Consider the following 20,347-nt stretch of genomic DNA (forward strand, 5'->3'; position numbering starts at 1 on the left):
TTACGCACCCCTTGTTTGTGAATCTGGAATTAACAGTATAATTTCTGTACCTTTTCCTACAGAACTATCAATCTGTAAAGTAGCTCCTAATTGGTCAGCTTGTTCATTCATATGTAATATACCATAATGTGGCTCATTCTTCGTTTTAACCATAGACTCAAATAGTGAAAAGCCAACTCCATTATCCTTAACCCTTAAAAGCACGTGTTCACTTTGATAGCTGAGTAAAACATCAGCCCTTTTTGCCTGTGCATGTTTTACAATGTTTTGCAAACTCTCTTGTAATGTATCAAATATAACTCTTTCTTTTGAAAAACTAAGTGCACGTGCATAACCTCTTTCATGATAGGTAATGTCTAGTTCATATTCTTGTTTTAAAGATTTTATTTTACTTGCTATTGCCTGCTTAAGGCCTAATTGTTGTGTCGGATATGGTTTTAAAGCATAAATTGAATAGCGAACTTCTCCTAGGCTTCCTCTTAAATCTTTTATGCTTTTCTCTACTACTTGCTGCATATCTTTTGGTTTATCACGGTATTTTTTCTGCGCGGATTCTAGTTGGAATATCACCCCGGCTAATGTTTGCGCAATACCATCATGAATTTCACGGGCGATTCTATTTCTTTCTTCTAAGATCATTCTTTTTTCCTGTTCAGAAATCAATATCCTTGTTTTAACAACGTTAGCTAATTGGTTAGAAAATGTAGCTAACGACTGTACATCCTCCGGAAAGAAACCTGCATTTCTACTTTTCCCTGCAACAAACATTCCGACTAATTCATCATTTACTATAAGAGGAAAATATACAAGTGAACGTATAACACTATCAAATATTTCATCTCCAGGAGCCGTACCAATTTTCCAATCATTAAATACAAGATTTTTAGAAAGTTCCTCAAACGCCCTTAACTTTTCTGAATCATCAGATATATAAGAGCAAACTTTCCCATCTTTTAATAAAATATTCCAGTTCCCATCATCTTTTGTCCATATTACATATGCTTGTATGCCAAAAAATCCTTTAAGTGCTTGTTTAATATGTTTCAAGTTTCCTCCGGTTAATCCTCGACTAATTTCGGTCGTAATAAGAAATAACTCATATAATCGTTCTTTCTCCATCCTTATCTGTACAGAAAAAGAACTAATAACGGAAGTTGCTACAAGTGGAAAAAAGAAAAACAGTACTGTAATCTCGTTTACTTCCACACTATATGTACTAATTAATACGTGCATCAGTGCCGCATAAGAGAAACCAAAAGTTTCGCAAAGAAATACCGTTACAGTTTTTTTATACCACTGATGGATTGAATATGGCTGCGGAAGGAGTACCATTAACAAATCGTAAAAACGATTGTTGAAAAAACAAAAAAACACGCAAAATAATAACAAAGATATTAAATTTTCATACAGAACTGATATATCTATCTTATTAATGAATAAGGACATACATTTGTTTGAAAACCATTCGGCCAAGATCAAACTAAGTGCATGCTGAGTACTATTAAATAACATTCTTTGTATCGGTGAACGACGATACAGGTGAATAATTAGTGTTACGAGTACAATAGCAATAATAGTTATATGGATTCCAAACTGCCAACTCATAGTGTAAATGATCGGAAAGGTAAGCGAGCTAGTTCCTCTCCAAAATCTTACAGGAAAATACTCTGCAATCCCCATAAATAGTAACAACAATATGAGTATTGTTGGATGAGAAGGGATTTTAATTTCAAGTAAAGATATAGTTATAGTAACCAAACCAAGAAAAGAAATAAAATAAAGATAAGAACTAGCAATCTTTTCTCTCATAAAGATAGAATTTAAATCTTTCAAAACAACCCCTTCTTTCTTTATAAAAACTTCATTTTCTCTATTATCCAATAAAAAACCGGCACTGGCAAAATGGAAGGACATCCACTAGCCAATCACCGGCTGTGTACTGCATCTAAAAATGCAAGACACAATACTAGTATATATCAGTTTAGAAAGTTTACCCATTAGTCAAATGGTGTAATTGTACATACTTTTAGACTTAGGACTACTAGTACAAAAGATGTATACAGGATTTAAATTAAATACATTTTTATTTCTTTCCACTCAAAATCATTGCATTTCCTAATACTTTTTTGTTCAATAAAATCCTTGGTATCTTCATTTCTTCAGCAAGCTTGTAGCCATTAACTTCAGATACATCATATTCTTTTAAAATATTTAAGAGTTCTTTTTTCTCCCCAAACATTTTTTCATCCATAAACAAATCTAAGAAGACAAATTCACCGCCAGGCTTTAATACTCTTAATGCTTCCTTAATTACTTCCATTTTATTTTCTGCATCTTTTACTTCATGAAATGTTAAACAACTTACAATTACATCAAATTCCTCATCATTAAAAGGAATTTTGGAAGCACTAGCTTTTATAAAATTAATCCTATTATAGCCCCCCTCTATTTCCGCATTTTGTTGGCATTGGGCTTTCGAATATTCCCAATTTCCTCCCCAATAATCGATTCCAGTTAAAAAGGATTTAGGAAAAGTCTTTGCTAATTTAATAATCAGCGAACCACTGCCTGTTCCGATGTCCAGTATTTTTCCCTTTCCATCCCAATTCACCTTAGAAACAATTAAATCATGTATTTTTGACTGATAATTCCCCCCGAATGCTGTAAATTGGTAAACAGAATAAGAAAGTATAATTGCTATATAAATAAAAGGTAATGCTAAAAACCCCGATAGAATTCGTAGATATAAATTAACAGATAATAATGTCACTAAAAAAGCATGAGTGAAATAACCAAAAAGATCAGTAGTTTGTACATTCGTATCCAAGTTTGATATTTAGCTTTTGTTTTTAAGATATCCACCACCTTTAATTAATCTATCTTTTGTTTCCACTGCCTAAAGACATCAATAATCCTATCCAATAGTTTTAATTCGTGCTTCATAAGACTAATCTATTTTAACATTACTATCTCATTATTCCAGAAAAAATCTCCTGCAATCACGATGATTATAGAATACAATAATTATTATTAAATCAACTTTGATAATTTCACATTCAATATATTGCATACAAAAATGTATTGTTATAAATATAAGCGCTTACTATAATGTGGTTATAAAGATTCACACATCTTAATACAAAAACAGAGGAGAGAATAATATGGAAATCGTAATGGCAGTTTTAAAATTTATTGGTGGAGCAATCCCATTAATTCAAGAACTTCTAAAAGCATTTATGTAATTTCATTCTTTAGCAATTCTTTATAAATATTATTTGCGTGAGCAAGGTCTCTTTAACATTATTAAGGGGATTTTTTCAATTTTAAGAACTTCTTAGTCTCATCGTACCCTGTAACAAACCCTAGAATAGATTGATAAGTTTGCAATGTTACTGCCAAACAATTTGTTCTTTCACCTTTAGGCATCTAGGTGCAGCCCTTTTCGATTCCAACCATGCTTTTTTTCTCAGCCAGTTCCTTGCACTTCATACCTTTCATATAATCTTCTTGAGCTAACACGTGTTTTTGCTTCACTTCATATCACCCACCACTTTCTATACAACTAGGAAGAAATCCGTTTATTTTCCTCTTCGAATAACTTTTTTACAAAGAAAAAAGCCCTGCATTTATGCAGGGCAAATATAAATTAGGGACTTTACTTAGATAAAATTACTGACAAGATTTCATACTACCTATACTTGTGGAGACGGGAATCTTGCAGCTTCAAAATGCGTACTATTTTCTACATTTGAAATAACTCCAGCTACGCTACTTTGTGCAAAAACCTCAACTATATCCCCTGCATTCAATTGAATTATCGATGAAACAGCTACAACATTAGCAAAGTTTATTGGGCCAAAAAAATCGTTATCTATTGCAATTGCCGGATTCCCATTAACACGAATTTCTACCCGCGCTCTATAGTTTACATTTAGATTATTGGGAATGAACGCAATTGTTCCAATAACAGAGTAAACACCTCTTGTCTTAGGTATAAAAATGGATGTTGCAGGGTTATATTCATTTGCTAAATCAAATTGTTCATTTTGGAATAAAACTTTAACAAATGTATTTGCTGGCAAATTCTGATTAACTGTACTCACAGCTCTAAAAGCAGATGCTCTTACAAGATTATATCCGCTATCATCAGAACAACAATTCACTTTTACATTAAACCAAGGCTTTTCCTCATGTTTTTTATCACATTTGTCATAACTCTTACTGCTTTTATGACAGTCATGATATTTCTTTTTGGAATCCTTACAATAATCATCGTAGTAATAAGACATACTAGATTCCTCCTTTAAATTTATTACTACATACTATGTAAGATAGATTAGTTAAGTTTGGACGAGCTGTTACTATTTTTAATAGAATTACAAATCTCACCATAATGGCAGAACACAACTAAAGTAAGCAACTGGAAAGCGATGCTCAGGAGTATAATAACAGTCTTTCTGACATTTTCATTATCTGTATTTTTAGCCATTATTTTGTTTGTGGTATATGCATTAAGTTAAAAAGAAATCCTTTAGGTACCCCTAAATAAAACTCAATATTCCGTCAATAATATAGACAACCCATTTCGAACCATATTCCATGATTAGAGCAGTTAGCTTGTACTAACTGCTCTTTTTTGTAAAAAACGAACTCAATTAACTGCACGCACATATAATATTCAGTGTTCCTTTCTTTATAAAATAGTCTTTACGAAATGAATCTCGTCACGAGAGCACTTTATTACGTGCTCTTTTTTATTTTTAAACTAACACAAAATGAAATTTTTACCACATAGCTAATTGTTAAATATTTTACGCTTATACATTATAATGGAATAGTTATTGTATATTGGCATTAAGAGGAGCGTCCGGATTAAGCGCTTCTCTTTTTTTATACAGTAGGGTTTTGGTTAACATTCACTTATCTACCGTCAAATATATATAGATTTGAAACTTTATAGTAAAAACCTTCACACCCTTCATTTTAATTATATTAATATATTAAATGAAGAGTGTGATAAATTAATGGAACAACTTGACTTTAGTGCTTTAGAACACCCATTATTTTTGTTAGCACTTCAATTAATTGCATTTGTATTGATCATTTATATCGTATACGGAATCTTACACAACACCATATTAAAATTAAATAGCCTAATGGACTGCCCATGCGGTAGCTACGGTATTTTCCCTCGGTAGTGCCTATCAATCTTTTATGAATTTCATTTAAAAACATTTTTCTTTATTTCTCCCTTTTGTAGAGGAATCTATCCTTTACCGTACAAAAACGTCAGGCAACTTAATTGATTGCCTGACGTTTTTGCCGTTATTTATTTTCAAATAACTATTTAGTTAAGTTTTGCTCCATCCATTTTTTATACGTCTTTCTGCTAAGCATATTTGTCCAGAAAATCCTATATTATTGAACAGAATTATCGACTCTTGATTTACAATTTTTCACTTCCGATAATGTAACCATCTATAATGGAACTATACTTTTTCAAGGGAGGAATCTAATGTATATATCAAATAAAATTGGCTTATTTAGCTGGATTTTAACTTGCCTATATTTTTAATTGAACCTTTCTTTATTTTCATTTCTACAGCACCTTATAACTATTTGCATCATGCAATGAGTGACCTAGGTGTAACAACCTGTGGAGAATTCACCTACGAAATAGCGCCTTATGAAATATGCTCCCCTAATCACTTTTGGATGAATTTACTCTTTATCCTTAATGGAATAACATTTTGTATTGGAGTACTATATATTTCACAACATCTAGAAAAAACAAAAATTAATAAAATAGCAACATTTTTTATACTTATAATAGGAGTCTCTACTATAGTTTCAGGATTAATTCCTGCAGATATAAACCTAATTGGACATTCTATTCTAGTTTGGATAGGTATGCTTACTGTATTTCCAGGATTATTTATTTTTGCTAAGAATCTTAAAAAAGCTGGAAAATGGACATATTTCTGTTTACTAAGCTTAATAGTAATAACAATCCTTATCTCACTTGTTTCTCTTTTCCCTTTACCTGCAGGCCTACTACAAAGACTTTTTTACTTGGTTCTTTTCGTTTAGGGAACAGTATCAACCTACAAATTGATAAAATAAAGTTTTTATACAAAAATGCACATTTATCAAGAACATACGTAAAGTAATCATGATCAACTCAGTGGTAGTTATTGAGCACCTTTTATGGTGCTTTTTATTTGCAACTAAATAGGGATTTTATTTAAATTTCATAAAAGTTCTCTTTACACATATAAGTTCAAAATTATCTATTTAGCATATATAATACTTTTAAGCAGTTTAAATTCTATACATAGGTAATGGAGGCATTAAAATGGGGACTATCCCAAATTCACTACCACAACAATCCATCTCAAAAACACAAATTAATCCTAACAAGAATCTACAAACGAATAAAAAGCTAAGACGTCGTCTTTTATTAGCACTTGCTTTTATGCTACCTATGGTTATTTCCATTCAAATCTGCATTTATAAGCAAGAACAAATGATTCAAGAAAAACAAATTACACTAAATAAAGAAAAGAAAAGATTGTCTGAATTAGAAATCATAGGACGTTATTATGAAAACGATATTAAAACTTTAACAGAGAGCGAAGAAGGTATTTTAAAGTTCGCAAGGAAATTGTATGGATTCTCTAGACCTGATGAAACTATATTTCAAATAAATGAATAGTTTTTCAAGACATAAGCGATTGTCATTAATCATAAAGTGATTTAATGATAAAAAATACATACAATAAGTACCCTATACATCATATTAGATTAAATCTTATTAAAACAAAAAGGGATGTCCTAGTAACATATCTAGGGCATCCCTTTATTTTTACTCACCTTAAAACATAACTTGTCTAAATTTCAAGATTCTAGATATCTCTAACAATTAAACATTTATTAGATATATCTTCTACCTAAAACATCGTATTATTATTAGCTGCCTCATTGGGAATCTCTTGAATTACATCCCAATGTTCAACAATCTTCCCATCCTCTATACGAAAAATATCCACTATAGCAACTCCCTTATCTTGAGAATTAGTACGAGAGTGTACATGAAGAGCAACTGTATCTCCTTCAGCTACTACACGTTTAATCTCTGCAGAGGAATTTGGATTTTTTACAAAGTCCTCCTTAAAGAAATCCATGAAGGCTTTTCGTCCATCAGCAACAAAAGGATTATGTTGCTTATAATCTTCACTTACATATTTAGGGATAATATCGATATTATGTTTGTTAAAAACCTCATTATAGAAATCAACTACCATCTTTTTATTCTTTTCTTTTTCTGTCACATTATCTTTCGATACTGGTGCAACATTCTCGCTCTTTATTGAGTGACCTTTGGTATTACCAGTTGAAGCTTGAAATATCAAAGTCGACACAATTCCTAAAATAAACACAGAAATAATTATTACTATTAAATTTTTCTCTATTTTCATATATACCTACCTCTTCTAATTTTATAATTCATCTTCAATAACACGCTTAATAAAGGAAAAATCATTCCCAGAATGTGATGTAAGAAATATTGTTAGGAAAATCCATCTATCCTAACAATACTTCTTATACGAGATATATTAGAAACTAGTAACTCTAACTTAATACCTCATTAACAGTTGCACTATCCACAATTTGAATAAACTTTTTAACCTTATCGTTCTCATCAAACTCATAAAGATGACAAAAATCTGCTATGAATGATTTCCCTGTTACTTTATATGTTCCACTATATTTTCCATACACGATAACAGTATTGTTATTAAAAGCATAAATTTCATCTTTAGCGCTGTAGTTATCCCATTCAGTTCCAAGACGTTCATGTACATTTTTCACTACTTCATCAGGACCTACATAAGTGCCCGCATATGGAAACCCAGCAGCTTCTGTCCAAGATACCTTTTCACTTAAATACGTTTTGAAAGCATCCATTTTTCCCTCGCCAGTTAACACATACGTTTCATGTAATAATTTTTGATATTTATTCATTGCATTAACCCCAAGGCATTTCTTTCGTTACAACTTTTGCACTTAACTCTAATACACCCTTATTAGCATAGCCTGGATATGCTGTTTCAAGTTTTGCTACAAAATCTTTTGAAGTTTTACTTTCCTCAGAAGCTTGAATTGCAGTTCTTAAATAATCCATAGTTGCAGTAATCGCTTGACTATCTAATGATTTTTCAATTGATCCATGGCTCGGTATAATTACGTCAGCATTTAAAGCCTGTAACACTTTCAAGTTCTCAATCCATGCCTCCATTGCTGCTTTTGAACTAGTATCTGCTAAGAATAGATGGATTTCGTTAAATACATCTATTCCCCCAATTAATAATCTCAGTTCTCTGTTAAATAAGCTAGTTCTGTAATCGTCTAAGCCTACTAGTTCAAATGTTAGCCCCTGAAAATCAATAGATTTTCCCTTAAACACTTGAGGTAATACCACATTATTTGGTGCATTCTCTCCAAGCGCATCTTTCCAAACTTTCAATTTCCCTAATACAGAATGAACAATATGTTCAACCGTAGACTCCGTAGCATACGCTATAGCTTCTGGGTATGCAGCTTTAATACTTTCTAACCCGAAATAGTAATCAGGATCCCCATGGATAATAAAGATTTTATCTAGAGATAAGTTATTGTTTTTCAAATAATCCACAATTTCTTTCGAATCAGACTGAGTAAATTTTGAGTTTATTAAAAATGCATGTCCTGCTTTCTCAACTAAGGTTGCAGTGACCATAAAACTTTTTTCATCCGAACGAAAAACCGTTAATTTCACATCTTTTTGATTTGTATCGATTGTTTTAAACATAGAATGTTTCTCTCCTTTTGTTAAAGTTATTAAATAAATCACACATTTTTTCTTGTTCAAATAGAAACTCCCTATTCAATTCACCTGAAAGTGTGACAGCACAAACATTTATTCGGGAGATAAATGTCAGTTGGCGTAAGATAATATGTTTATTACTATGGCCTATAATAAAATTGGACTATTTAAATACAAATTGAAACCAACTATTATAAAAAAGGTTTAGTCCATTTACTTATAGTAGTTTTTCTTAAAACGTTACATGCAATATACTGTAGCTTAAGATTTTTTAATATAAACTTTTAAAACGTGCTTCGATTTTATCTGGCGTCATTACCCCGCCACCAATAGGAATAATTTGATTATCCTTTTGTAAAAGTAATGAAGGATAACTATTAACACCAAGCTGTCGAACTTTATTGAAATCATTTTGGACGTCTATTACTGTTTCTTGAGCGTTTAAGCGTTCTAATACTTGTTCAGGGTCCAAACCATGCTCGATTGCAATCTTACGATATGTCTCAGGATCACTTAGACTTTGTCCCTCATAATAAAACGCTTTTTGCATAGCCGAAGTGAATTCTAACAAACGGCCTGGAGCTAATGAGCGTAATGCCGAAAAACCAATTGCAGCATCTTTCGAATTCATTTTAAAAGTACCTTCTTCCACCAATTTTTGATATGAAGGACCAAATTCTGCACCTGTGAGTTGATTAATTCTTTTATTTCCCTCTTCTATATATGAGAAATTTTTCATTGGTAAATTATCTAAAAATAAACCTCCACATAAAACGGTTAACGGTATTTCAGTGTGGTTTTTGTAAAACCCTTTAATACTTTCTGAAAAGCCATAGCACCATCCACAATAAGCGTCCCATACATAAATAAGGTTATCTTGTTTCGTCTCCATTTAAATCTCCTACCTTTATTTTTATTATCCAGCTCAGCTAAATTTCGGGTTTATATAAGTACATCTTTTTATATCTTGTTCTTTTTTGAGTTACCTTAATATATTTTTCAAAACTAACCCTTTCAAAAAAGATTAAATTTGATTTTTAACAAAAGATAACTGTGCACATAAAAAAAAAACAGACACCGGATGTAACTCACTTGATTACACCTGCATGTAACCATTCTAGTTACAACTAGTATATAAGTCAATTCTTTTTTTACAAAAACATTTAATTTCTATCCTAGCGCTTCCAGAATTCTAGTATCAAATACTTTTCTTCTTGTTCTTAAATTTGTCATAGTCCTTAGTAAATTAATCCCAAAATTTATCAGAAAGAAACGCTCACTTTTCAATCTTTTTTAATTTAAACATAATATTCATCTTTTGTGATGATATTAATATCACATCCAACTAGTAGACTTGCAAATACAACTAAAAGACTAAAAAGTGACATATATTTTTTCATATTGTTCACCTCATTGATTTTTTATAATACTGTAATCTTAATCTGTTTTCGTTTGAAGAAAAATTCAAAAACATGACTTCAACATTACATTTTCGAAAGATAATAAAATTACATACATCAATATTAACAAATGAAATATTTAATTAATCATAGAAAATCATTTAAAAGATTACTAACTGAACTAATACATTATCTTGTAAGAAAAATATAAGTAGCCCGTTAAAGAGCCCTACAGAACAGGATTATTAACATATAAAGTGACAACCATTTTGTTAAAACCACAGAAATTCAACATTTTTGTTATGCCATATGTATAGTAAAAGGTATCGACACCATTCATGTCCCGTACAAAAAAGCGAAGTCTTCAACCAAACTTCGCTTGTCATTGTATTATGAATTACAGGGATTATTGCTAAATGCCAAAAGTTTATTTCTTCAAACATAGATTTTTTTTATTTCAGCTAACTGTGCAAAAGAATTTGATCAAATATAATTAATTATTGATTAACCGCTTTAGCCACAAGGACTGCGTATGCTTCTGCACCTACATTGGTTAAATGCACACCATCAGGTGCAAAGTAGTCTTTCTTTCCAGCACTTGCCGCATACCAATCAACTAGAGTTACATTAGGATATTTAGTTACTGTTACTTTCAGTCTCTCGTTCACAATTGATTCCCACGGACGTGGCACTCTCGTATTAATAAATATTATTTTACGTTCGTTTCCAATTAATTTTATTAATGAAACAAGTTGTTCAGTAGTAAAGGCTCCATTTGTACCTAATCCGACAATGACATAGTTTCCTAAATTCCCTTCATTTTTTAACTGTTCAACTACTGGAATCGCTTTTGACAGCTGACGGCCAATTTGCGCATCAATCCTAATATCAGGAAAAGTATTTTTTAAATATGGAGTAATATCAATCATAACGGAATCGCCTATCGCAGTAACTGTGATTGGATTTTTAGGGTGTGCAGAATTTGCTTCTTTTGATTCCCCTTGATTTAGAGGCGTTTCTTGATTTGGTTTTTCCCAAACAGCAACTGGATGTGGCACGGGTTGTGTTTGTACTGCTTCCACCTTATCTTGTTGATTATTCCCCTTAGCCTTACTAGCATTTAATAAGCCTAAAATTGCTATTGACGTAAAGAATAATGAACAAACTAAAGCTAACTTAACACCTAAAGTGACATTTTGAAGTCTTAAGTTCTTAAACTGAATGTTCTGGAGCGCACCTTGTCGGATTGGTTTTTCGATAAACTTCCATGAAATTTGCGCAATCAATATTATTAGAAGAAATTGAAGGATTGCTCTTATTATTGAAAAATCCCCTACAGTTACTTTTGGAGTCGTTAATGTGAGAATTGGATAATGCCAGAGGTATATGCCATACGATCTTACCCCTACCCAACGTAAAGGTCTAAATCGTAAAAATTGAGCAATGCGACTAGCTGGATGAGCTAGATTTGCCACTAACAATGCTGTTGCAATTGATAAAAGAACCATTCCTCCCTTGTATAGAAATGGATCATATTGATTGGTCTTCCAAAACATAACCAAAATAATAATAAGAGCAATGCCACCCACTACATCAAGAATGAAACGCGCCTTCGGGATAATTTTATTAGCAAGCCTATTGCTTGGCCAAACTAAGGCAAGTACCGCTCCGATAAGTAATGAAAAGGCCCTCGTATCTGTACCATAATATATTCTGCTCGGATCAACTCCAGGTTCATACAAAATTGTCATTGCTAAAGCTGAAGCAAATACTCCTAGACAAATCAATAAAATCATACGGGATTGTTTTTTTATGTAGTAAAGTCCTAAACTAATAATAAACGGCCAGACAACATAGAATTGTTCTTCGACTGCTAACGACCAAAAATGATTTAATGGCGAAATCTGGTTAAAATTATCAAAGTACGATAATTTATGATAAATATACCACCAGTTACTAACATAAAATAATGCCGCTAATGAATCTCCACGCATTTTTTCAAGTAAAGAGCTATGAAAAATCGTAATCCATGCCAATGTTATAACGAGCATGACAATCATTCCTGGAAGTAATCTTCTTGCCCTACTAAGCCAGAACTTTTTCAAATCAATTCTCTTATTTCTCTTCCACTCCATGGCTAGAATATCTGTAATTAAATAACCTGAAAGTACAAAAAATACTGTAACTCCTAAAAACCCTCCAGGCATCCAATTAAAATTAATATGATACAAAATAACACCTAGTATAGCTAGACCCCTTAGACTGTCCAACCCTACCATATAACGACTATTTTTTTTAAAAGGTTTAGTCATCCTACATTCACCTCTATTTCTTGAAAACTAGGTTAATAATAACGTCATAAAATGCTATTGATTTCCTAAAATTGTAAAAACTAAACCAATACAAACATCATTTTGTAAGGCTTTTTTGATATTTACATGCACAGCAATAAATACTTTATCACGTTATCTGGCTCTGTTGTGAAAATTTTTATAGTAGGTGTTTTTACTCTTCCTAAAAAAGAGGAATTTGCCCAATCAAAAATTTATATACCGTGTGTCTTAAAGTAAAATTTTGATACGTTTTTACAGACATATCAAGGCCTGTGACATTTTGAATATAATCGATAATGCATACGTAAAGGATTTTGCATATAAAAACATTATAAAAAAGAAATATGTATAATTACATATTTCTCTTACTGAATAAAGCGCCTCCATAGGAATCTTAACCAGTATAGCTATTGGTAATACTACATATAATATACTTAATTCTTTTGTTAGCTGGATTATAAATGTATTAGAAATACAAAAAAGCGATTCTTTTCACATTAAAAAGAATCGCTTTCCAAGTTCATATTTTCAATTACATTACATAAAGAATTGAGAGACTATCACTTAAAAGCATTAACGACAACTTCAGCCGCCTCTTTAATTAGTTGATTATCATAGGTAGCCTCTTTCTCATCTTTACTAGATAAAATTGCGATAATAATTGGTGCTCTATTTGGTGGCCAAACGATAGCAATATCATTTCGTGTTCCATAACTTCCCGCTCCTGATTTATCTGCAACTACCCAATCAGTTGGCACGCCTGCACGAATAAGTTTGTCTCCTGTAGCATTCCCTTTCATCCAATCTGTAAGAATGTTACGCTTTTGATGCGGAAGCGCATTTCCGACCGTAAGCTCTTTAAGATTCGTAGCAATTGCTTTCGCTGTACTAGTATCACGAATGTCTCCTGGAATAGCTTCGTTTAACTCTGTTTCAAAGCGATCAGACATAGTAACCCGATCCCCCATCTTTCTAAGCGCTTTTTCATATCCTTTCGGTCCGCCTATTTTATGAAATAAAATGTTCCCTGCAGTATTATCACTGTAACGAACAGCAGCCCCCGCAATTTCTCCTAGTGTCATTCCAGTATCTACATGTTTCTCTGTAACAGGTGAATAATCCACTAAGTCTTCTTTCGTATAAGTAATAACTTCATCTAATTTCTTAGTAGAGTTCTGTTGCAGTAATACCCCTGCCGCTAAAGCCTTGTAAGTTGATGCAAAGGCAAACCTTTCGTTAGGTCGATAAGCGATTGTTTGATTTGTACCAGTATCAATCGCATATACACCTAATCGAGCATCAAATTTTTTCTCAAGTTGCGAGAACTCTTTATGCGTCGCCTGATTTTTATGTTTTATTTGCCCATTCTTTTCTTTCGCTTCAACTTGCAGTGATCCTCCTGTAAAAGCTTCTAGGCTTGTAAGACTTAAACCTAATATACCAACGCATATTCCTATTTTTAGCAGCCTCTTGTTTTTCAAAATCATCATTCCTTTCAAGTTCTTAACACTTTTTTTACTTACATATAATAGACAATCACCGAAATAAATTTGTTCCATAATCTAAAAAAATTTTATAACTAATATCGGTGTTATTAACAAAATAAAGAGTAGCAACTATGATCGAGGCTACCCCTTATTTCACACCTCATCTTTTTACTTATAAATGCTTTATATAAAATAGGGTCTCTTCCCCTGAGAAAAGTAATCAAATTTTACTAATTTTGATTAGGACTATCTGTACTAGCACCCTCACCATGTATACGTTGCTGTTTTAAATCAAAGTATGCATCTAAAACTTCCTTTCCAATTATAGAATTAATTCCACTTTTATCATTATGAAGCCACGGAACTACTACTGAGAACGCTACTTCTGGATTATCGTATGGAGCATATCCAACTAACGTTAAGTTGTAGCATTCCATACGTTCTCCTTTTGCATTTCTACCAATTGGATCATCTCCACCATATACAGTTTGAGCTGTTCCTGTCTTTCCTGCTGGTTTATATGGAGCATTTTTGAAATACTTCACGCCAGTTCCATCACCTTCTTGGAATACCCATCTAAAGCCTTCTTTTATCCGATTAATATGTTCTGTCTTCATATCAATTCGATTTAATACGACAGGCTCTATTGAGCGAATAACTTTTCCAACCTCTTCTTTTATTGATTGCTCTCGTATTTCTTGTACAATTTGAGGTTGCATTCTATAACCGCCATTAGCAATTGTTGAAATATATTGTGCTAATTGCAATGGCGTATACGTATCATACTGCCCGATAGAAAAATCTAGTAAAAACCCAGGCTGGCTATCTACTTTTCTAGTTTGTCCAATTATTTCATTCGGTAAATCAATACCCGTAGGAACTCCTAAACCAAATTGCTTAAAATAATAGCGCATCGTATTAAATGCTTCTTGTTTTATATCCAATGAACCATTTGGTACGTAATGAACGCCCGCAATTTTTAAAGCTGTTTGGAACATGTATACATTCGAAGATACTTGTAGAGCTCGTAAATCATTAATATTACCAAATCCGGATACATTCCACGATTTCTTAGCTTGTGTACCTTTAAATTTCATCGGTGCATCATAAAATTGATCTCCTGGTTGTATTGCCCCTGTCTCATATCCAGTTAATAAAGTTGCACCTTTTACAGCTGATCCTAGTTCATACGAAGTTGTCATATTACCTAATGCCAAATCCTCGATTTCCATTTTCCCTTCTTTTTCTACAATCCTTTTGCCTGCCATAGATAAAATTTGTCCGTTATTCGGATTCGTCATAACAACAAAAGCTCGGTCCAATAGCGGCTCTGAACTCTTAAAAGCTCTCAAATTTTTCTCTAAACTTTCTTCCACTTTCTGTTGTAATTCCATATCAATCGTTAATGTTAAACTATTACCACTTTTTCCTTTAGAAATTATTTCTGTGTTTATAATATTTCCTGATTTATCTGTAATATTTTTCACTTCTTCTTTTGTACCATGTAACACATCTTCATATCGTTGTTCAATGTAACTTTTCCCTACACGATCATTACGGTTATATCCGCGTACTAAATAAGAATCTAAATTTTCTTTTGGCAAACCTTCTTCACTACTCGTAATATTACCTAACACGGAACGAAATAAATCACCATTTACATAATTGCGCTCCCAATCAACCGTTGCATCTACCCCTGGAAACTCCGCAAGATTTTCACTGATTTGCGCATACTCTTGATCTGTTACATCTTTTTTTATAATTTGTGGTGTTAGTTGATAACCTGAGCTCATTTTACTTTTAATAGCTAACACCTTTAAATCTTGTGCTGTTAATTCTGCCAATTCACCTTCTGTAACTCGACTTCGTCTTAATTCTTCTATTTTTTTATCTAACTCTTTTCCCTCTATTCCCTTTTCTTTAAACTTTTCTATATCTTTTTTCGTAATCATTGTTTCCGCACGTTTCGTATTCAACTGCATCCAAAAATCCTTTTTATCGATATCGGTTAATTTATTTATATCTTGTTCAGGCATTTCAAGTACTTCCGCCAAGTCTTTTGCTGTTTTTAAAATAGCTTCACTCGTAATCCCCTTTACCCTTGTATACGTAATTGTGCGAAGAGATTTATTATTAACGACTGTTTTCCCTTCTCGATCTAAAATTTGTCCACGTGGAACTGGAATACTCGTTATTGCATTTTGACTACTTTCCACTTGGTTCTTATAAGCCTCTCCCTCAACAATTTGTACTTTCCCTAGCTGCATAATAATAGCTGAGAATAGTAAAAATATACAAAGGAACATGATATTTAATCGAATAGATATATATGTCTTCTTATTTCCTTTTTGCTTTTCCATAAATCCTCCATATATTTGCTTATATATTACGTAACGATGGCCAATTATAAAGTGAAACCTTAATCAACCCTCACCAATCGGGCTTTTACGGACAGTTGATCCCCCATCTAACTTCTTTGCTTCCGCTGAATTTTGAGGTGGGGATCTTACTGCCCGACAAATAGCGGGATAAATATCGTTTCGACTTTTTCACTAAACCATTGTAAGCATCCATTTCTTTTCGTTTTACTACGTAGTTCAAAACTCTCCTGTCTTGTTTTCTCTCTATTTTTTGTCGTTTGCATTAGAAATGCTACACTGTATAACGACTCACCTTAAAAGTAAAATTTCATACTATTTATTCCTTTCTTCATGCTGTAATACTTAATAGACAATCTAAATAATAAATTTGTTCCACATTTACAAAAAAAATAATTAACTATAATATGGAATAGGCTAAAAAGGGAGGGTTTTATGTTACATACAAAAATAAAAAGATGGAGATTTATAGCGATTATTTCTATTGTAGGTGTTATTTTAATCATTTTATTAAAAAGCCATTTCGTTTCAATTACTACCGAAACTTCTTCAGCTGAAAGAGGAGAAATACTTGATCAAAATGGTGTAATACTAGCTACAAATAAGAAAGTTAAGTCTTTATATTGCACTTCTAATGAGGACAAGCTATCGAAACAAGATACAGCAAACACATTAGCTTTTTTTAATCAATTTTCAAACGAGTTTCAACATCATATTTCTACAGAGAATATAAAATCTCAATTACAACAATCTTGTAAAAAGCAAACTATGAATGATATACCGTTATACTCTGACATAACTGAGAACGAACTTGCATTCATAAACAAAAACAAACCCAAAAATGTAATAATTAAAGATGAAGTAATACGTTATTATCCTAAACACGAAATTGGTTCACAGGTAATTGGGTATGTAGAACATGACCTTAATTCAAAGTATATGGTTGTTGGAAAAAGCGGGATTGAGTTGCAATATGAAAATGATTTAAAAGGAAAACCTGGTAAAACTCTTATTTTTAAAATAAATAACAAAAAATTCTTATGGAATATTCAAAAAGTACAAAAGGGAAAAGATGTCCAATTAGCTTTAGACTCTAAGTTACAGCAAAAAACAGAGGAAGCATTAAAATCTCAAATTAAGAAAACACCTGATGCTAAAGCTGGTTATGCTGTAGTGAGCGATGCAAAAACTGGCGCAATTCTAACTATGGCCAACTCGGCAGTTTTTGACCCAAATATATTACATACACATGTATCAACTAAAATAAATAACATAAAATCACTTTCGCAAAATAATGCAATTCAAAAATTAAAGTATGGTGAATCTTATGTAAATATGGCTTCTACTATAAAGCCACTTACTATTTTAATTGGATTAAACGAAAAGCTTTTTCAACCTGAAGATACTTACTTAGATAAGGGTACTTTTCAGTATGATAATCAAAATAATATTACGAATGCACCTGGAACACCAACAGGTGAGATTACACCGAGGCAGGCTATCATTAATTCATCTAACACATTTATGACAGCAAAAGTAGCTTTGCCCTTATTCAACCAAAATAATGGAAATATAGAAAAAGTGGCACATATATGGACAGATTATTTAATGCAATTCGGCCTACGTTCTAAAACCGGGATTGATTTACCCTTTGAAGAAGACGGACAATATGAATTCCATCCCTCTAATAAGTTTGAAAATGGAATTTCCGCTTTATTAAATGCCTCTTGGGGAGGAAATGAAGTGCATACTCCTCTTCAACTTGCTCAATATGCAGCAACTTTAGCAAGTAAAGGTGATAAATATAAACCTCAAATCGTAAGTGCTATTATTGGTCAAGATGGTAAAGAAACAAAAAAGTTTAAACCAATTTTAGAAAGTTCAAATCGTTACCCAATGAACTTTTGGAGTGTCGTACAAGGTGGAATGAGTCAAAATATAGAGGAGATTAAAAAGTTGCCCTTCGACGTCGCTGGTAAAACAGGTATTACAGGTTTTCCGAATGAGCAAGCAAGAATGATCAATCATTCTCTATTCATTGCATATGCTCCTACCGAAGATCCACAAATTGCCCTTTCTGTCGTTATTCCTGGTAGTAATTCAGAAAAAAACATTGCTGCTCTCGTTACATCAGAAATTTTAGAGTCCTGGAATACTCTTCAAAAAGAGAATAAAAACCAAAAGGAAGGTTCACTTTAATGAACCTTCCTTTTTTACCAAATAGAATCTATATTTATTATTTTCCATTCACCTTCATTATTCTTTTCAAACATAAATGAGTATTTAATGTCAGTTAAAACATACTCTTTTTGTACATATCCAGTATTACCGTTAATTGTCGATATTTTTATATATTCATCTTTCTGCACTTTTTCTGGAATCCAAGCTTTTACCATTTCATTAGATACTTCATATAAAACTTGCGATTCTCGCTTTGGTTCAGCTAAAATTTTCGTTTTATTTCCAGTAACAGTTGCATATATAAAATGAGGTTGCTTTGGTTGGTTACTTTCTGTCAAACCACTTGGTACTTTATATACATGTTTTGTATCATTTGCAAATTCTCCCCCCATTGTAAGAGCGACTTGCAACTCATGAAAAATATCTTCATCAAACTTCAATTCATCCTTCTTATAGCTCTTCCCTTTAAATTGAACTTCATCGTTTAATGCTTTATACAATTCATTTTTATTTTTTACATTTGTACTTTGATATAACTCATTCATGAATTGTTTTAATGTTGGATCTTGAGCAGACTCATCTTTTGTTTTAGGCTTAATTTGTGTACTACTTTGTACCGGTGATTTATTATCATCAAGCCAAGGTTGTTGAACAATAAAAAATAAAAATGTACAAGCTAAAACCACAACAATTGGCAATGCTTTTTTACGAAATCGTCTTGTTTGTTTTAGAGAGCCTCCCTCATTACTTTCATATATAGATTGCTTTATTTTATAAATATATTCTTCTTCGTTTTTACGGTGTTCCATTGGGCCTTTTTTTAATTTTCTATACCAGTCAGGATTTTGTTTATTGTTCATCACTACTACCCTCCCCTATTAATTTTGAAACCTTACTTCTTGCTCTACTTAATCTAGATTTTACAGTTCCAATGGATACTCCTAGTGTTTCAGCCATTTCTTCATAAGATAATTCATATTTTGCATCCAATATTATTATTTCACGGTGCTTTTTAGGTAGTTTTAATACAACTTTCCACACATCATTCATTTCTTCTTGCTTAAAAAATTCTTGTTCTGCCGACACAGTTTGCTTATCATCACTAAAAAAACCTACTAAAGATATTCTTTTAAAATAAGATGATTTCAAATAGTTTATTGCCGTATTTCTTGTGATTTTTAATATCCACGTTTTAATAGATGACTCCTTTCGAAATGAATTCCAATTTTTAAATACCTTTATAAATACATCTTGCGTGATATCATCTGATAAGTGTGGATCTTTCGTAATAATAAATGAATAATTCCATACATCTTGCCAATAGTCTTTTATAACATAGTCCAGCTCATCATGATTACACTTTTCAATAAACGTCTGTTCCATTTCCACACCTCAAACTTATTTGAATAAACATAAAACTGCCCTCACTTTTATTATGGTTTCAATATATAGACAAGATACAAATTTCATTTGTTCCATTGTTTATCTTTTTTTGATAGAAAAATCCTCTTGAGAATGTAAAGGTGTGTAATCCCCCATACATTCTCTTACATGACAGGCTCCTAAAAAACAAGTAAAGCATACAATGTTAAAAATACACTCATAAAAATCTGATTATTATTTGTGAATTTCATGCAACACTCCACTTATATCACATTTTTTCTTAGAGCATGCTTATTTGTGTGCTCTATTTATGTTTTAC

14 protein-coding genes and 6 pseudogenes are annotated in these 20,347 nt (G+C 32.1%); 6 read left to right on the forward strand and 14 right to left on the reverse strand.

What is annotated here, in order from left to right; all coding sequences use genetic code 11:
• The gene (locus tag MR079_RS04990; RefSeq protein WP_242293675.1) at window positions 1-1,833 is read right to left on the reverse strand and encodes a GAF domain-containing sensor histidine kinase; all 1,833 of its coding nucleotides are present in this window, start codon (window positions 1,831-1,833) and stop codon (window positions 1-3) included.
• Between the two features lie 250 nt (window positions 1,834-2,083).
• Window positions 2,084-2,856 (reverse strand): annotated as a pseudogene (locus MR079_RS04995) (class I SAM-dependent methyltransferase).
• 203 nt (window positions 2,857-3,059) lie between these two features.
• On the opposite strand from MR079_RS04995, the pseudogene MR079_RS29325 reads away from it, so the two are divergent.
• Window positions 3,060-3,242 (forward strand): annotated as a pseudogene (locus MR079_RS29325) (hypothetical protein).
• A 450-nt stretch (window positions 3,243-3,692) separates the two neighbouring features.
• On the opposite strand, the gene MR079_RS05000 reads toward MR079_RS29325, so the two are convergent.
• Complete coding sequence (locus MR079_RS05000) at window positions 3,693-4,289, reverse strand: ABC transporter permease (RefSeq protein WP_060630892.1); 597 nt, start codon at window positions 4,287-4,289, stop codon at window positions 3,693-3,695.
• Window positions 4,290-5,024: 735 nt separating this feature from the next.
• Here MR079_RS05000 and MR079_RS05005 point away from each other — a divergent pair.
• The 3 genes and pseudogenes from MR079_RS05005 to MR079_RS05015 all read left to right on the forward strand — a co-directional run bounded on the left by MR079_RS05005 (window position 5,025) and on the right by MR079_RS05015 (window position 6,715).
• Window positions 5,025-5,229, forward strand: a pseudogene (locus tag MR079_RS05005) (hypothetical protein).
• A 286-nt stretch (window positions 5,230-5,515) separates the two neighbouring features.
• Window positions 5,516-6,090 (forward strand): annotated as a pseudogene (locus tag MR079_RS05010) (DUF998 domain-containing protein).
• A 265-nt stretch (window positions 6,091-6,355) separates the two neighbouring features.
• A complete protein-coding gene (locus MR079_RS05015) occupies window positions 6,356-6,715 on the forward strand; it encodes an FtsB family cell division protein (protein ID WP_070806044.1) in 360 nt (119 codons plus the stop codon).
• A 235-nt stretch (window positions 6,716-6,950) separates the two neighbouring features.
• On the opposite strand, the gene MR079_RS05020 is transcribed toward MR079_RS05015, so the two are convergent.
• The 6 genes and pseudogenes from MR079_RS05020 to MR079_RS05040 all read right to left on the reverse strand — a co-directional run bounded on the left by MR079_RS05020 (window position 6,951) and on the right by MR079_RS05040 (window position 12,578).
• Window positions 6,951-7,478: a nuclear transport factor 2 family protein gene (locus MR079_RS05020; protein WP_242293655.1), complete on the reverse strand. Its 528-nt coding sequence runs from the start codon at window positions 7,476-7,478 to the stop codon at window positions 6,951-6,953.
• Window positions 7,479-7,632: 154 nt separating this feature from the next.
• Window positions 7,633-8,025: a nuclear transport factor 2 family protein gene (locus tag MR079_RS05025; protein WP_070806042.1), complete on the reverse strand. Its 393-nt coding sequence runs from the start codon at window positions 8,023-8,025 to the stop codon at window positions 7,633-7,635.
• A gap of 4 nt (window positions 8,026-8,029) precedes the next feature.
• Entirely contained in the window at window positions 8,030-8,851 is an 822-nt protein-coding gene (locus MR079_RS05030) for an MBL fold metallo-hydrolase (RefSeq protein WP_098298366.1), read from the reverse strand.
• 286 nt (window positions 8,852-9,137) lie between these two features.
• Window positions 9,138-9,758: a DsbA family protein gene (locus MR079_RS05035; protein ID WP_048554401.1), complete on the reverse strand. Its 621-nt coding sequence runs from the start codon at window positions 9,756-9,758 to the stop codon at window positions 9,138-9,140.
• Between the two features lie 409 nt (window positions 9,759-10,167).
• A pseudogene (locus tag MR079_RS29530) lies at window positions 10,168-10,266 on the reverse strand (YxeA family protein); the annotation flags it as partial.
• A 497-nt stretch (window positions 10,267-10,763) separates the two neighbouring features.
• Window positions 10,764-12,578 carry an acyltransferase family protein gene (locus MR079_RS05040; RefSeq protein ID WP_242293656.1) on the reverse strand — a complete coding sequence of 605 codons (1,815 nt, stop codon included), beginning with the start codon at window positions 12,576-12,578 and terminating at the stop codon, window positions 10,764-10,766.
• Window positions 12,579-12,984: 406 nt separating this feature from the next.
• On the opposite strand from MR079_RS05040, the pseudogene MR079_RS05045 reads away from it, so the two are divergent.
• A pseudogene (locus tag MR079_RS05045) lies at window positions 12,985-13,152 on the forward strand (undecaprenyl-diphosphatase); the annotation flags it as partial.
• A gap of 7 nt (window positions 13,153-13,159) precedes the next feature.
• Here the strand turns inward: MR079_RS05045 and bla are convergent.
• The 3 genes from bla to MR079_RS05060 form a co-directional block, all read right to left on the reverse strand.
• Window positions 13,160-14,086: a class A beta-lactamase Bla1 gene (bla, locus tag MR079_RS05050; RefSeq protein ID WP_455551096.1), complete on the reverse strand. Its 927-nt coding sequence runs from the start codon at window positions 14,084-14,086 to the stop codon at window positions 13,160-13,162.
• 230 nt (window positions 14,087-14,316) lie between these two features.
• The gene (locus MR079_RS05055; RefSeq protein ID WP_097851744.1) at window positions 14,317-16,446 is read right to left on the reverse strand and encodes a peptidoglycan D,D-transpeptidase FtsI family protein; all 2,130 of its coding nucleotides are present in this window, start codon (window positions 16,444-16,446) and stop codon (window positions 14,317-14,319) included.
• Between the two features lie 146 nt (window positions 16,447-16,592).
• The gene (locus tag MR079_RS05060) at window positions 16,593-16,730 is read right to left on the reverse strand and encodes a hypothetical protein (RefSeq protein WP_173601498.1); all 138 of its coding nucleotides are present in this window, start codon (window positions 16,728-16,730) and stop codon (window positions 16,593-16,595) included.
• Window positions 16,731-16,899: 169 nt separating this feature from the next.
• Here MR079_RS05060 and MR079_RS05065 point away from each other — a divergent pair, with 169 nt between their 5' ends.
• On the forward strand, window positions 16,900-18,663 hold the full coding sequence (locus MR079_RS05065) for a peptidoglycan D,D-transpeptidase FtsI family protein (RefSeq protein WP_242293658.1): 1,764 nt from the start codon (window positions 16,900-16,902) through the stop codon (window positions 18,661-18,663).
• Between the two features lie 14 nt (window positions 18,664-18,677).
• Here the strand turns inward: MR079_RS05065 and MR079_RS05070 are convergent, their stop codons facing one another.
• Both MR079_RS05070 and MR079_RS05075 read right to left on the reverse strand, forming a co-directional pair.
• On the reverse strand, window positions 18,678-19,505 hold the full coding sequence (locus MR079_RS05070) for an anti-sigma factor (RefSeq protein ID WP_087952680.1): 828 nt from the start codon (window positions 19,503-19,505) through the stop codon (window positions 18,678-18,680).
• Complete coding sequence (locus MR079_RS05075; protein ID WP_000438333.1) at window positions 19,495-20,028, reverse strand: RNA polymerase sigma factor; 534 nt, start codon at window positions 20,026-20,028, stop codon at window positions 19,495-19,497. The genes MR079_RS05070 and MR079_RS05075 overlap by 11 nt, the downstream gene beginning before the upstream one ends.
• Between the last annotated feature and the right edge of the window lie 319 nt (window positions 20,029-20,347).

The sequence above is a fragment of the Bacillus cereus group sp. BfR-BA-01381 genome (assembly GCF_022663555.1).
Classification (GTDB): Bacteria; Bacillota; Bacilli; order Bacillales; family Bacillaceae_G; genus Bacillus_A; species Bacillus_A pacificus.